The sequence below is a fragment of the Streptomyces capparidis genome (assembly GCF_054782095.1).
On record NZ_BAAGTD010000013.1, the window covers coordinates 76,766 to 89,668 of the forward strand.

Below are 12,903 nucleotides of genomic sequence, written 5' to 3' on the forward strand. Positions count from 1 at the left end.
GCGGGGTGGTCGTCAGCGCGGGAACAGGGCGAGCAGTTCCCGTTCCCGCTGCCGGGCGGACTCGATGTCCTCGGCGGCCACGCAGTACCGCACCGTGCCGTCGGCCGGGCCGAAGCCGCAGATGAGGACGGCGCCGGTGCCCGTATCCCGGTCGAAGGCGAGGCCGGCGGCGGTCAGGCGCTCCACGGCCGCCCGGAACGAGGGCACGGCCCAGCCGCCCCGTTCCAGGTACACCCGCGACCGCCGCCGCTCCTCCCCGACGAGGCGGGCGCCGACGGCGGTGTGGACGTGCGTGGAGCCGGTGACGCGGCCGTTGGTCTCGCTGAAGCGGACCTCGCCGTCCGGGGTGAGGAACGCGTCCGCGCTGAGGTTCCCCCGGTAGCCCATGGCCCGGAACGGCTCGCACAGCCGCCGGCCCGCCGCCACCAGCGCGTCCTGCTCCTCGGCGGACAGCGCGAGCGCGGGCACCATCTCGCCCACCACCACGGGCGCCATCAGCATCTCGCCGTGGCCCACCAGCTCGCAGCCGTCGTCGGTGACCTCGAACTCGGCGTACACCGGCACCGACTCGGGGTAGTAGCGCTCCACCACCAGGCGGTGGCCGCGGCCGCCGGTGAGCCAGTCCCAGCGTCGCGTCAGGTACTTCTCGACGTCCGCGGAGTCGGGCAGGACGACGACCCGCTGGGCGCCGATCGCGCGCACGCCCTCGCCCGGGCTGAGGATCTCGTTGCCGAACCCGCCCGCCTGGTACTCCAGTTTGAGCATGGCGCAGTGCCCCTGCCCGAGCAGTCGGGCGATCTCCTCGGCGGCCTCGGCCTGCCCGGTGACCACGGCGCCCGGCGCCAGCGGCACGCCGGTGCCCGCGGCGACGGCGCGGAAGACCGCCTTGCTGTTCACCAGGGCGGCGCCGTTCTGCCGGTGGAAGCGGTGTCCCGGCACGGCCGCCTCGTCGCCCAGGGCCGCCGCCAGGGTCACCACGGAGGCGTTGGGGGTCATGGCCAGTACCCGTTCCGGCGGCCGTCCGCCCAGCATCCGGCGCAGTTCCCCGTGCAGGGCGGGGTCGGCGAGCCGGTCCGGGGTGAGCAGGTCGGGGCCGAGCGCCCCCGGTGCCGGGACGACCAGTTCCAGGGAGGACAGGGGGGTGCCGGTCAGCCCGGTGGCGTATTCGAGGAACCCGTCCTCGGGCAGGGACGGCAGGACGAGGATGTCGCCCTCCTCGGCGAACCACACCAGGCGGTGCGCCCCGCACCCGGCGAAGCGGCGTTCGACGGGGGAGAGCGCGGACAGGTCGCCCACCATCTCCTCGGTGCGGTTGTTGCCGATGCGCAGCGTCGTCATCGCGGCTCCTTCTGCGTGGCCGGTGGTCTCGTCCGCACCGCCGGCGCAACACCGTGCGGCGGCCGGTGCGGGAGCTGTCTCAGTAGCCGGTCTTCTCGTCGTCGGCCCTGGCCCGCTCCAGCGTGGGCACCAGGAAGCTGCGCTCGTAGGTGAGCACGGTCTCGCCGGTGGACTTGACGCCGCGGGTGCGGCAGGTGACGACGCCCTCGCCGGGCCGGGAGGCGGACAGGCGCTTGGCGAGGATCTCGGTCTCCGCGTACAGGGTGTCGCCGGCGAACACCGGGCAGGTCAGCCGGATGTTCTCCCAGCCGAGGTTGGCCAGGGTGCGCCCGCTGGTGCTGCGGGCCGTCATCCCGCCGACGATGGCCAGCGTCACCAGGCTGGAGACCACGGGGCGGCCCCAGGCGCTGCGCTCGCTGTAGGCGGCGTCGATGTGCAGCGGCGCCGCGTTCATGTGCAGCATGCTCATCAGCACGTTGTCCATCTCGGTGACGGTCCGGCCGGGACGGTGCTCGATGACGTGGCCGACGGTGAACTCCTCGTACGCGAAGCCCACCACCTCCCGGAACCGCCGCTCACCGGTCCTCCGGTAGCCGAAGGGGGCGCCGTCTCCCCCGCCGACGTGGCCGTGGCCGCTCATGCCGGGTCCGCCGTCAGCTCCTTGACGTGCCCGGCGAACTCGGTCAGCCGGTCCTTGGGGAGGTCGGACCGGATCATGATGCGCAGCCCGGCCTCGCCCCGGGGCACGATCGGGAAGAACACCGCGGAGCTGTAGAAGCCGCGGCGGTACAGCTCCGCGGACAGGGCCACGGCCCGGTCGGCGTCGCCGACGGTGATCCGGCGCACCGGCAGCCCGTTGCCGGCCAAGGCGGTGGGCAGCAGCGCGTCGAAGTGGTCGATGTTCTCGTGCAGTCGCCGCTGGAGCGCGCCGAGTTCGGGCGAGCGGTGCAGCGCGGCGCTGCCGAGCGAGGCGCCGACCAGCGGCAGCGCCATGTTCTGCGACCAGCCCACGGGCCCGGCGTGCCGGTGCAGGAACTCCCAGGTCCCGCGGTCGCCCAGCATGGCGATGCCGCCGCCGGTGCCGAAGCCCTTGCCGAGGCTGGCCACGATGATCGTCAGCGGGTTCATGGGCAGTTGGGAGCGGACGAAGCCCTCACCGCGCTCACCGGCGAGCGACAGGGAGTGGGAGTCGTCGATGAACAGGAACAGGCCGTAGCGCTCCTGGAGTTCGCGCAGCCCGTCCAGGGCCGTGGCCCCGCCCATCGAGTAGGCGCCGTCCGCGACGTACGCCACCCGCGGGTAGGTGCGGCACACCGACTCCAGGTAGTCGAGGTCGTTGTGGTCGCAGGTCAGCACCAGGGTCTCGTCCGCGCAGACCGGTTTCACATGGGACATGCAGAAGTGGGAGAACCGGTCGAACACCATCACCCGCGGGCCGCCGCCCCCGGCCGCGTGCCCGGAGGCCACCAGCGGCAGGATGCCGGAGACCAGCGCGCTGCACGAGGTGCCGGGCAGGACGTGGGCGCCGAACAGCTCGCCCAGCTCCTCCTCCAGACGGGCCAGCAGGTGGTGCCGGATGCGGGTGGTGGAGACCACGAGCCAGGTGGCGCGGGCCTCGGCCACGGCGTCGATCGTGCCCTGGAGGATCCTGGGGTGGTGGTTGAGGCCGAGGTAGGCGCAGGAGCACATGTTGGTGAACTCGTGCCCGGTCTCGGGGTCCACGAGGTTGTTGTTCGCGTCGGTGCCGGTGTCCACGCGGATGCCGATGAGGCCGTTGTCGGCGGCGGCCTGCCAGACCGGGTCGGCGGTGCGCAGCATCTTGTCGCCGTTGCGGTAGGCGCGGGGGCCGGTGATGTCGGCGGCGGTCGCACCGCCGGTGGGGGCCCCGGGGTTCGCGCGTGGGGTGGTCTCGGGTGCGGTCACAGTCTCGTCTCTCCTTGGGCAGCGGGGGGCAGGGCCGGGACGGCGGAGGACTCCGCGTCCCGCAGCAGGCGCCGGGACGCCTCGAAGAAGGGGCGGCCCACCATGGAGCCGTCCACGACGGCGATGCCGCCGCCCCGGCCGGCGGCGGCGACCCGGCGGGCCCGGTCCAGCAGGTGCTCGTCGGGCGAGAAGGTCTCGTTGATCACGGGTATCTGGCGGGGATGGACGGCGATCTTGCCGCTGAAGCCCAGGTCCCTGGCGAGCACCGCCTCACGGCGCAGGCCCGCCAGGTCCGACACGTCGAACCAGGGGGCGTCCAGCGCCTCGATCCCCGCGGCGCGGGCGCTGTTGACCACCCGGGCGCGGGCGTGGGCCAGGCACTCCCAGGACAGCCGGGCGCCCATGGCCAGGGAGTAGTCGGCGGAGCCGAAGATCAGGCCGCGCAGCCGGCGCGACGATCCGGCGACGGCCGTGGCGTGCTCCAGGCCGCGCGGCGTCTCGACCACGGCCAGGTACTCCGTGGCCGGGCAGTCCTCGCCGAGCACCCGCTCCACGATCTCGATGTCGCGCGGGGACTCCACCATGGGCACCAGCACGACGGCGGGCTTGACCGGATAGCGCCGCAGCGCCAGGAGGTCGCGCATGCCGTCCGGCTCCAGCACGGTGTTGATGCGCACCGCGCAGCGGGCCACGGAGGAGGAGGGCAGGCAGAAAAACGTTTCGGCGAGCCGTCGGGCCTCCTCCTTCTCGCGCGGGGGCACGGAGTCCTCCAGGTCCACCATGGCGATGTCGGCGCCGCAGCGGTGGCTCTTGGCGTACCGGTCCGCGGCCGTGGCGGGCGTGGACAGCAGGGAGCGGCAGTAGCGCGTGAACCTCATGGCAGTCTCCGAACGCGGATCTTCCGAACGCGGAACCTCGGACGCGGGAATTCGGGGGACGGGTCTTCCGGGCGCGGGTCTCCGGGGCGGGAGGGCAGGGGCGCGGGGCGGGGGCAGGAGCGGGAAGCAGGGGCGCCGCCGGCGCGGGGCCGGCGCCGGGCCCGGCGGCCCGCGGCGGGGACGCAGTCCAGGTGTAGCGCAGCGGCGTTGTTCGGTCTCGACGGCTGGACAATGAACAACAACCGACGACAACCGGTCAGCCGCGAACTGGGCGGCCGGGCCGCTGGTGGGGGGCGAACGGCCCCGCGGCAAGGGCGTTTTTACGGTCAGACACCGGACCGCCGCGGCGCTCCGGCGCACCCGGTGCCCGCCCGGCCCCGGAAAGGAGCCCCCGCCTGCGCGGACGTCGGCGCCGGGCGCTGTTCGGCCATGGTGGCCGACCCGTGCCGAGGCGCGGCATAGCGGCCAAAAGGGGCGGGCGGTGCGAGGCGTCCCATCGGCCGTGTTGACGGGAAGTGTCGTGTTCGGGTCACCTTTCCGGCCTTACCGTTGCGTATCAGCCACGCGCGCCCGTCCCGGGCGCGCGGCGCTTTCGCTGCCGGGTGGCACGGCAGAGAGGGTGGTGACGGTGCCCCGTACGGAAAGGCCCCTGGAGCAGGGGGACAGCCCGCTGCTGCGGTTCGCGGCCGACCTGCGCCGCCTGCGGGAACAGGCCGGAAATCCCCCGTACCGCCAGCTCGCCCGGCGCGCGCACTGCTCCGCGGCCAGCCTGTCCACGGCCGCCTCCGGCCGCAAACTGCCCAGCCTCAGCATGGCGCTCGCCTATGTGCGGGCCTGCGAGGGCGACGTCGAGCAGTGGCAGCGCCGCTGGCACGCGGTGGCCGCGCAGCTCGCCGCCGACCGCACGGACCCGCTCGGCCCCGGCGAGACCGGGGCGCCCTACGCCGGGACGGCCGTGCTCCAGCCGGCGGACGCGGAACGGTTCTTCGGCCGGGAACGACTGCTCGAGGAGCTGGCCGCCACGGTGGCGCGGCGCCGGGTCACCGTGGTGAGCGGCCCCTCCGGTGTCGGCGTCTCCTCGCTGCTGCGGGCCGGTCTGGTGGCCCGGCTGCGGGCCCGGCGGCCCGGGGACCCGGTGGCGCTGCTCACCCCGGGGGCCCGGCCGCTGACCGCGTGCGCCGGGGAGCTGTCCCGGCTCACCGGTGTCCCGCCGGACCAGGCGCGGGCCGAACTCGCCACCGACCCCGGGGCCCTGCGCCGCCTGGCGGAGCGGGCGCTGGACGGCCTGCCGGGCGACAGCGAACTCGTGCTCGTCGTGGACCAGGCGGAGGAGCTGTTCACCCAGTGCCGGGACGCCCGCGTGCGGGCCCGCTTCCTGGCCGCGCTGCTCGACGCTACGCGCGATGAGCGCGGGCGCTGCCGGGCCGTCCTCGCCGTGTGGGCCGACCACAGGGCCCGGCTGCTCGCCCACCACGGGCTGGCCCGCGCGGCGAGCGGGGCCGAGCTGACCGTGCGGGCGCTGACCCCCGAGGAGCTGCACCGCGCCATCACCGCGCCGGCGGTCCGGGCCGGCTGCGCGGTGGAGGGCGCCCTGCTCGCCGTGGCCGTCGCCGGCGCCGCCGGGCACCCCGGCCTGCTGCCGTGGCTGTCCCGCGCCCTGCTGGAGACCTGGCGCCGGCGCAGCGGCAACGCGCTGACCCTGGCCGGCTTCCACGCCGGCGGCGGCGTCGAGGGGGCGCTCGCCCAGGCCGCCGAGACCTGGTACACGACGCTGGAGCCGGCGCTGCGGCCCAGGGCCAGGGACGTCCTGCTGCGACTGGCCGCCCCGGCCGGCGGCGGCGCGGCCGGCCCGCCGCGGCGGATCGAGCGCGCCGAACTGGACGGCGACGGCGCCACCGCCGCCGTCCTGGACCGCCTCGCGGCGGCCCGCCTGGTCGTGCTCGACCACGACGGCGTCGCACTCGTCCACGGAAGCCTGGCCGACGTCTGGCCCCGCCTGCGCTCCTGGCTCGCCAAGGACCGCGAGGCCCTGCGCGTCCACCGGGACCTCACCGCGGCCGCGCACGTCTGGGAGCGCGCCGGCCACGACCCCGAGGCGCTGTACCGGGGGGCGCGCCTGGCCGTGGCGCTGCGGCGCACCGCGGGCAGCGGACTGCTGCTCACGGCGGCGGAGCGCCGCTTCCTCGACGCCTCGGCGCGGCGGGCCGCCGGGGAGCACCGCCGGGCGCGAAGGCTGCGCCGCCTGCTGCTCCTGCTGCTGGCCCTGTCCGGAGGGCTGGCGGCGCACACCGCGATGGCGCTGTGCGAGACTCCGTGCCGCCGGTCACGCGCGGTTCCCGCGCACCCGTCGACGGCGGTGTACCTGTAGTCGGCGTCCCTTGAGCCGGCATCCCTTCGGACGTTGCCGGCGGGGGGCCACGGCGCCGAACAGGCGGGGTGGGCGACGGCGTGCCGCAGACCGTCCGCGGCCGTTCGTGCCGACGGCGCCGGGTCGCTCGTGAGCGGCCGTTCTCACTGGACGGAAGGTTCTTCCCGCCGGGTACGGGCCGCTGGGACACTGTGGATCTCCCGCCCGGCAACGGCATATGACGGCCACTCACCGAGCGGCCGTCGGCCTGCCGCGACGGGCGCCGCACCGGCGACAGGCGGGGTCGATCCACCTGACGATCCGCCGCCATCCACCACGAGAACCCCAAGGGAAAGTGTCAGACATGCGCTACCGCTTGCTCTCCATCCTGTCCGCACTGGCGTTCGTCATGACGGGGTCGGTGCTGACGATGACGCCGGCCACCGCGGCCGTCACACACTGCGACGGCCACGGCACCCATCCGGACCGCTACGCGAGCAGCGGCGTCTCCTTCGGGAACGGAACCCAGATCAGAAGCCACCCGCACATCGGCTGCGCCAGCGTCGGGCAGGGGTTCCCCGGCCACGGGATCGACGTCCACTGCGCGATCGTCAACAGCACGCTCTGGATGTACGTGCGCAACACCACCACCGGGGCCAGCGGTTGGTCCCGGGTGGACGCGCTCCGCTACTCGCGGGTCATCGAGATACGCGACTGCTCGAGCTCGTCGGTCTGGGTCGTCCGTCCGGATGACGGCGCGGGGGCCTAGGCGGCGCCCTGACCGGTGACCGAGGCGATGCCTGCCTCAGCCCGCGCACCGCGGCCCCGCCGGCCCCCCGGGCGGTGCGGCGCGGGTTGACCGCCGAGAACACCGAGCGCCTCCTCGCCCTGCCGGAGCGAGGAGGCGCTCGGTGCGCGCCGATCAACCGGTCTTCGTCCACTCCCCGCAGCCCATCGACTGGAACGCCCCGTCACCGGCGGAGATCGTCACCGTCGTCGGGCCCTTCACGTTGCCGTTCGCGATGATGTCCTCGAAGACGGTGGCGGTCGGGGCGGGTTCGCCGCTCGCGGTGTCGTCGCTGCCGCCGTCGCCGCCGCCGGCGGCTCCGATGCCGACTCCGGTGAGGAACAGGAGGGTCGCGGCGGGGATGACGACGCGTTCGCGGGCCCGTCCCGGGCGGCCGGTCGGGGCCGCGGGAGGGGGTCTTTCGCGGGCGGGTGGTTGGGGCGGTTGTGGCTCGTTGTGCCAGGTCATGCGGGCATTCCCCCGTTTTTCGATGTGTGGGGGACGACCGTGGTGGCTGTCGGGGATGCCGAAAAGGTGCAGTCGCGATCCTGTCCGGGCTGTGGTGGGCGCCGCTGCTCCCGAGGGCGCGCACGCGGTGACTGGTCGCGGTACGGCCGGTCCCGGCCGGTCCTGATTGACCTTGACACGGTGACAAGCACTTCACTGTTCGCCGAGGGAGGTGGTCGCGATGACGGCCAGGGGGCAGGACGTGGATGTGGCACAAGCGCTCCAGGGGTTGGCGGACGAGCGTTCCTCCGTGCGGCTGAGGGCCGCTCTTGCGGTCGGCACGACGCCTGACCCGCGCTTCGTCGACAAGCTCGTCGAGCGGTGCGCGATCGAGCCCGACTTCTTCGTCCGCGACATGCTGACCTGGGCGCTCACCCGCCACCCGGTGTCGGTGACGCTTCCCGGGCTGCTCCGGGAGGTCCGCTCGGAGCGTGCGCAGGCGCGGAGTCAGGCGCTGCACACACTGTCCAAGATCGGGGACCGGCGGGCGTGGCAGGCGATCACGCCGTCGCTCCTGTGCGACACCGACGACGAGGTGGCGCGGAGCGCCTGGCGGGCCGCGGTCGTGCTCGTGCCGGAAGGCGAGGAGTCCGCGTTGGCCACGGCGCTGGCGACACAGCTCGGCCGCGGTGGGCGGCAGACGCAGCTCAGTCTCAGCCGGGCGCTGGTCGAGCTGGGGGAAGCGGCCGGGCCGGCTCTGCTCGCCGCGGAGACGGCCGCCGACCCGGGCGTGCGCGCGCACGCGCTCGCCACACAGCGGCTGCTGCGCGACCCGGACGCCGGATTCGAGTTCGCGATCGAGGAGGCGAAGCGCGTCGTGGCCCTCGGCGGGGCGGGCCGGGAGGGACAATAGGCCGTGCTGATCGGTGAGGTGGCGCGACGGTCCGGGGTCAGTGCCCGCATGCTCCGGCACTACGAGTCGCTGGGGCTGGTGCGTCCCTCGGGTCGTACCGGCTCCGGCTACCGGGAGTACTCCGGGCAGGACATCCAGCGGATCTTCCACATCGAGGGTCTGCGGTCGCTGGGGCTGTCGCTGCGGGACATCGGACGCGCGCTCGACGATCCCGGCTTCACGCCCTCCGCGGTCGTCGACGACCTCATCCGTCAGACACGGGAACGCATCGCGGCGGAGACCGATCTGCTCACGCGGCTGCGCCGGATCGATGCCGCGGACCCCACCGGCTGGGACGAGGTCCTCCAGGTCGTCGCGCTCATGCAGGCGCTGGGGTCGAAGAGCGCCGACGCGCGCCAGCGCGCGGCCCTCTCCTCGGCCGGCGAGGTTCCGGTGCCGGTGGAGGCCCTGGTCGAGGCGGTACTGAGCGAGACGGAGCCGAATGTCGCCGGAGCCCTCCGATGGGCGCTGGCCCGATCGGGCGGCCGCGGCTCGGCACTGCTCGCGGAGGGCCTCGGCTCGCCGGTGGCCGCGGTTCGGGAACGCGCCGTGCGGGCCCTCGCCGAGATGTCCGGTGACGAGGCCGCCGCGCGACTGCGCGATGCCCTCGCCCACCCCGACGTCGTGGTCCACCGGCACGCGGCCTTGGCGCTCGGGACACGTGGCGTGGCCGACGCGGTCCCGACGCTCATCGACATGATCGTGGAGGGAAGGAACGACACCGACGCGGCCGACGCGCTGAGCGCGCTGGCGAGCGACACCGCCACGGCGGATCGGATCGCGACCGAACTCGTCGGCCGCCTCGCCCGGGACACCGCGGAAGGGCCGGCCCGCGGACGGCTGACCCAGGCACTGGCGGACATCCCGGGGACCAGGGCCTCACGTGCCCTCGTGGAGCTGTCGCACGACGCGGACCGCGCCGTCGCGCTGACCGCGACGTACCTTCTCCGGCTGCGCGAGACACGGTGACGATCCGTCCGGGGGTGCCGTGCACGCGGCCCCCGAGGCGGAGGGGATTCGTCGGACGCTGCGGCGAGGAGCCCGGGGTACGGGCGGCGCCGCCCCGAACCGTGCACCGACCGGGTCAACACCGGCGGCACGGACGGCGACGCGGACACCCGCTCCGTGTTCATCCGCGACGCGACGGGAGTCCGGCCCCTGCCCTGATCCTGCCCTGACCCGGCGCCGCGCCCGCGGGGACCGCGGGCGCACGGGTGGGGCCGGAGGTCAGGAGTCCGTCCAGGGCTGGGCGGGAGGGCCGAGGAAGAGGCCGCCGTTGACCTCCAGGGTCTGGCCGGTGATCCAGCGGGCGTCGTCCGAGGCGAAGAACACCACCGCGTCGCCGACATCGGCGGGCTTGCCGTGGCGGCCGAGGGCGACCATCCCGGCGACGCTCTCGGTGGCCCCGGGGGTGTCCAGCCAACTGTTCATGTCCGTCTCGGTGATGCCGGGCGAGACGGTGTTCACGGTGATGCCCCGGTGGCCCTGGCTCTGGGCGAGCGAGCGGCTGAAGACGTTGAGGGCGCCCTTGGTCATGGCGTACACGATCTCGGGTGTGGCGAACCAGGTGACGCCCGAGGAGATGTTGACGATCCGGCCGCCGTCGCGCATCAGGGGCAGGGCGCGCTGGGTGATGAACAGCGGCGCGCGGACGTTGACCGCGAACACCCGGTCGAAGTCCTCGCGGGTCGCCCCGTCGATGGTGGCGCTGTACTCGTTGATCGCGGCGTTGTTCACCAGGATGTCCAGCGGCCGACCGGCCAGCCCCTCCTCCAGTCCGGCGAACAGGGTGTCCACGTCGCCGTCCACCCCGAGCTCGGCCCGTACGGCGAACGCCTGCCCGCCCGCCTCGCGGATCGTCCTCACCGTGTCCCGCGCCGCGGCGTCGTTGCTCCCGTAGTGCACGGCCACCAGGGCCCCGTCGGCGGCGAGCCGCTCCGCGACGGCCCGCCCGATGCCCCGGGAGGCCCCCGTCACCAGCGCGGTCCTGCCGGTCAGATCGGACATGACTCCCCCGTCTCCGTTGTTAGGGATCGTTCCCTAACAACTTACCGCATCCCCGGGAGGATGTCCTGCGGCATCGTTAGACTCCTCGTGTGCCCGAGCAGCGAACCCCCCGGCGCCGTACCGCGGCGGAGACCCGCGAGCAGGTGCTGAACGTCGCCCACGAGCTCTTCCACTGGCACGGCATCCGGGCCGTCGGAGTGGACAGGATCGCCGCCGAGGCGGGGATCGCCCCCACCACCCTGTACCGGCTGTTCGCCTCGAAGGACGACCTGGTCGCCGCCTACCTCGAGCGGACCCACCACGGCTACCGGCAGTGGGTCGACGCGGCCACCGCCCCGGACGGGCGCTCCCCGCGGGAGCGGATCCTGGCCCTGTTCGACGAGCTGATGCGGCAGATCCGGCCGGAGAACTGCCGCGGCTGCCCCTTCCTGATGGCCCTGGCCGAGCTCCCCGACGCCGACGCCCCCGGGCACCGGGAGGCCGTCGCCATGAAGACCTGGGTCCGCGCCCGCCTCGGCGAACTCACCGAGGAGCTGGCCCGCACCGCCCCCGTGGCGCCGGACCCGGCCGCGCTGGCGGACCGGCTGGCGCTGGTCATGGAGGGCGCCTACGCCTCCGTCCAGGCCCTGGGCATCGACGGCCCGGTCCGGCAGATCCGCCCGCTGGTCGAGAGTCTGCTGCCGGACGAGCGGGCCTCCTGAGTCCTCCCGCGACCGGGCGCCACGCCATGAGGGGGCGCGGGCGGTGGGTGGGATGCCGCGGCCCCTGGGCCACACCCCACGCCACCGCGCCCGCGCCGCGGCGCGTCAGGTCCTCCGGTACCGGGCGCCGCTCCTCGCCCGCCTGCGCCGGTCCATCGCCTCGGCCCTCGCCCGGATGGACAGCGTCCGGGACGCGACCGCGAACTCACGGCCCCGGGCGGCCCCGGCGACGCGACGACGGCGCCGCGCGACCGCATCCCGGAGCAGCTCGGCTTTCAGGCCGGGGTCGATGTCGTGCAGCCGGGCCAGCAGCTCGGGTCGTACCGAGCGCACATGCACCCGCTCCGGGGTGGTGAGCCTCGCGGTCTGCCCGCAAGCGGTGAGCAGCGCGAGGAGCCGGGCGTGGATGAGATCGCGGTTGGCGTCGGGGCGGGGCGCGCCGCTCGCCCGGAGGCGCTCGGACGCGCACGTGTGGCAGCGGCGGGGAGCGAGCGGCAGGCAGGTGGGCACGACCACCCGGTTCTTGAGCACAGGAGTACACCGGTTTCCGTGAGAAGTCCGCAGCAGGAAGCAGCGCGGCGCACATGCGCGACGCGCGACGAATCAGCGCTCGGGAGGTCTCACGCGATGTACAACGGAACGTCCTTGGGGCAGACGATGTGGTCGGGCAGCACGGTAGTGGCACCCGGCGGCGCTGTTCCACCGCTTTTCCCCGGGCAGGGCACGGGGCGGACTGGCGCGCCCCAGGTCCTGACGGCCCGCGCGATCCGCCGGGCCGCCCGGGCGGGCGTGAGGTGCGTGGTGTCGATCACGGGGCCCGACGCCGGCGCTGTGCGGGTCGCGGGAGCGGGCACGGGCACACGCACGGCGCCGATCCGGCACGGCTTCGCCGTTTCGCGGGGCGGCGTCAGCGCCCGGCGCCGGGGCTCGCCGGGTTGGTCAGGATGGCGCCCGCGACGACATCGAAGAGGCGGTCGGCGCGTGGCGCGAGCGCGGACTGATCGCCGAGCCAAGCGAGCATGGCCACCAGCGCGAACAGGTCGGCGCCGTCGATGTCGCCGCGCGCCGCGCCCGCGGCCTGGGCGCGGGCGAGGAGCCGGGCACCGGCCGCGCGCAGGGTGACGCACGAAGCGTGGAGCGCGGATTCGGTGTCCTCGATGGCGGTTGCCATCAGCACGGTCACGCCGCGGTACTCGGTGGTCCACGCGACGCAGTCGCGCAGCCAGGACACGAGGGCTTCTTCGGGCGCGCCGGACCTCTCGAGTTCGCCCGCCTTCGCCGTCAGGTCGTCGAAGCTCGTCCGGAGCAGGGCTTCGAGCAGCGCCTCGCGCGTCGGGAAGTGCCGCAGCAGGGTCGCGAGCCCTACGTCGGCCCGGCGCGCGATGTCGCGCAGTGACACCTCGACGCCGTGCTCGGCGATGGCGGTGCCCGCCACTGCGAGCAGGTGGTCGCGGTTCTTCCTGGCATCGGCCCGCATCTGCGCCCCTTGACGATCCGGATCAGTGGTCCATATATTCGGATCA

At 74.5% G+C, this 12,903-nt stretch carries 13 protein-coding genes; 5 read left to right on the top strand and 8 right to left on the bottom strand.

Translation table 11 applies throughout. The features are described 5' to 3' along the window. Positions 1 to 12: 12 nt before the first annotated feature. The 4 genes from ACYVO2_RS13235 to ACYVO2_RS13250 form a co-directional block, all read right to left on the bottom strand. A complete protein-coding gene (locus tag ACYVO2_RS13235; RefSeq protein ID WP_461007931.1) occupies positions 13 to 1,338 on the bottom strand; it encodes a preATP grasp domain-containing protein in 1,326 nt (441 codons plus the stop codon). Positions 1,339 to 1,417: 79 nt separating this feature from the next. Next, on the bottom strand, positions 1,418 to 1,978 hold the full coding sequence (locus ACYVO2_RS13240) for a MaoC family dehydratase (protein ID WP_461007932.1): 561 nt from the start codon (positions 1,976 to 1,978) through the stop codon (positions 1,418 to 1,420). Further along, positions 1,975 to 3,261 carry an aminotransferase class I/II-fold pyridoxal phosphate-dependent enzyme gene (locus tag ACYVO2_RS13245; protein ID WP_461007933.1) on the bottom strand — a complete coding sequence of 429 codons (1,287 nt, stop codon included), beginning with the start codon at positions 3,259 to 3,261 and terminating at the stop codon, positions 1,975 to 1,977. Before ACYVO2_RS13245 ends, ACYVO2_RS13240 begins: the two co-directional genes overlap by 4 nt. Then, on the bottom strand, positions 3,258 to 4,139 hold the full coding sequence (locus ACYVO2_RS13250) for an HpcH/HpaI aldolase/citrate lyase family protein (protein WP_461007934.1): 882 nt from the start codon (positions 4,137 to 4,139) through the stop codon (positions 3,258 to 3,260). Before ACYVO2_RS13250 ends, ACYVO2_RS13245 begins: the two co-directional genes overlap by 4 nt. Positions 4,140 to 4,767: 628 nt before the next feature. Between ACYVO2_RS13250 and ACYVO2_RS13255 the strand changes: the two genes are divergently transcribed. Next, positions 4,768 to 6,507 carry an nSTAND1 domain-containing NTPase gene (locus ACYVO2_RS13255; protein ID WP_461007935.1) on the top strand — a complete coding sequence of 580 codons (1,740 nt, stop codon included), beginning with the start codon at positions 4,768 to 4,770 and terminating at the stop codon, positions 6,505 to 6,507. Between the two features lie 343 nt (positions 6,508 to 6,850). After that, the gene (locus ACYVO2_RS13260) at positions 6,851 to 7,255 is read left to right on the top strand and encodes a hypothetical protein (protein WP_461007936.1); all 405 of its coding nucleotides are present in this window, start codon (positions 6,851 to 6,853) and stop codon (positions 7,253 to 7,255) included. A 153-nt stretch (positions 7,256 to 7,408) separates the two neighbouring features. Here ACYVO2_RS13260 and ACYVO2_RS13265 read toward each other — a convergent pair whose 3' ends face one another. After that, a complete protein-coding gene (locus ACYVO2_RS13265) occupies positions 7,409 to 7,741 on the bottom strand; it encodes a hypothetical protein (RefSeq protein WP_461007937.1) in 333 nt (110 codons plus the stop codon). A 220-nt stretch (positions 7,742 to 7,961) separates the two neighbouring features. On the opposite strand from ACYVO2_RS13265, the gene ACYVO2_RS13270 reads away from it, so the two are divergent. Together ACYVO2_RS13270 and ACYVO2_RS13275 are read left to right on the top strand one after the other, a co-directional pair. Continuing rightward, positions 7,962 to 8,633, top strand: coding sequence for a HEAT repeat domain-containing protein (locus ACYVO2_RS13270; RefSeq protein ID WP_461007938.1), 672 nt, complete (start codon positions 7,962 to 7,964; stop codon positions 8,631 to 8,633). 3 nt (positions 8,634 to 8,636) lie between these two features. After that, positions 8,637 to 9,641 carry a MerR family transcriptional regulator gene (locus ACYVO2_RS13275; RefSeq protein WP_461007939.1) on the top strand — a complete coding sequence of 335 codons (1,005 nt, stop codon included), beginning with the start codon at positions 8,637 to 8,639 and terminating at the stop codon, positions 9,639 to 9,641. A 258-nt stretch (positions 9,642 to 9,899) separates the two neighbouring features. On the opposite strand, the gene ACYVO2_RS13280 is transcribed toward ACYVO2_RS13275, so the two are convergent. Continuing rightward, positions 9,900 to 10,679 (bottom strand): SDR family NAD(P)-dependent oxidoreductase, encoded by a 780-nt coding sequence (locus ACYVO2_RS13280; protein WP_461007940.1) that lies wholly within the window; start codon positions 10,677 to 10,679, stop codon positions 9,900 to 9,902. Between the two features lie 89 nt (positions 10,680 to 10,768). Here ACYVO2_RS13280 and ACYVO2_RS13285 point away from each other — a divergent pair, with 89 nt between their 5' ends. Continuing rightward, positions 10,769 to 11,380, top strand: a complete 612-nt coding sequence (locus ACYVO2_RS13285) for a TetR/AcrR family transcriptional regulator (protein ID WP_461007941.1) — start codon at positions 10,769 to 10,771, stop codon at positions 11,378 to 11,380. Between the two features lie 105 nt (positions 11,381 to 11,485). On the opposite strand, the gene ACYVO2_RS13290 is transcribed toward ACYVO2_RS13285, so the two are convergent. Together ACYVO2_RS13290 and ACYVO2_RS13295 are read right to left on the bottom strand one after the other, a co-directional pair. Continuing rightward, positions 11,486 to 11,911: a DUF1062 domain-containing protein gene (locus ACYVO2_RS13290; protein ID WP_461007942.1), complete on the bottom strand. Its 426-nt coding sequence runs from the start codon at positions 11,909 to 11,911 to the stop codon at positions 11,486 to 11,488. 376 nt (positions 11,912 to 12,287) lie between these two features. After that, positions 12,288 to 12,857, bottom strand: a complete 570-nt coding sequence (locus tag ACYVO2_RS13295; RefSeq protein WP_461007943.1) for a TetR/AcrR family transcriptional regulator — start codon at positions 12,855 to 12,857, stop codon at positions 12,288 to 12,290. Between the last annotated feature and the right edge of the window lie 46 nt (positions 12,858 to 12,903).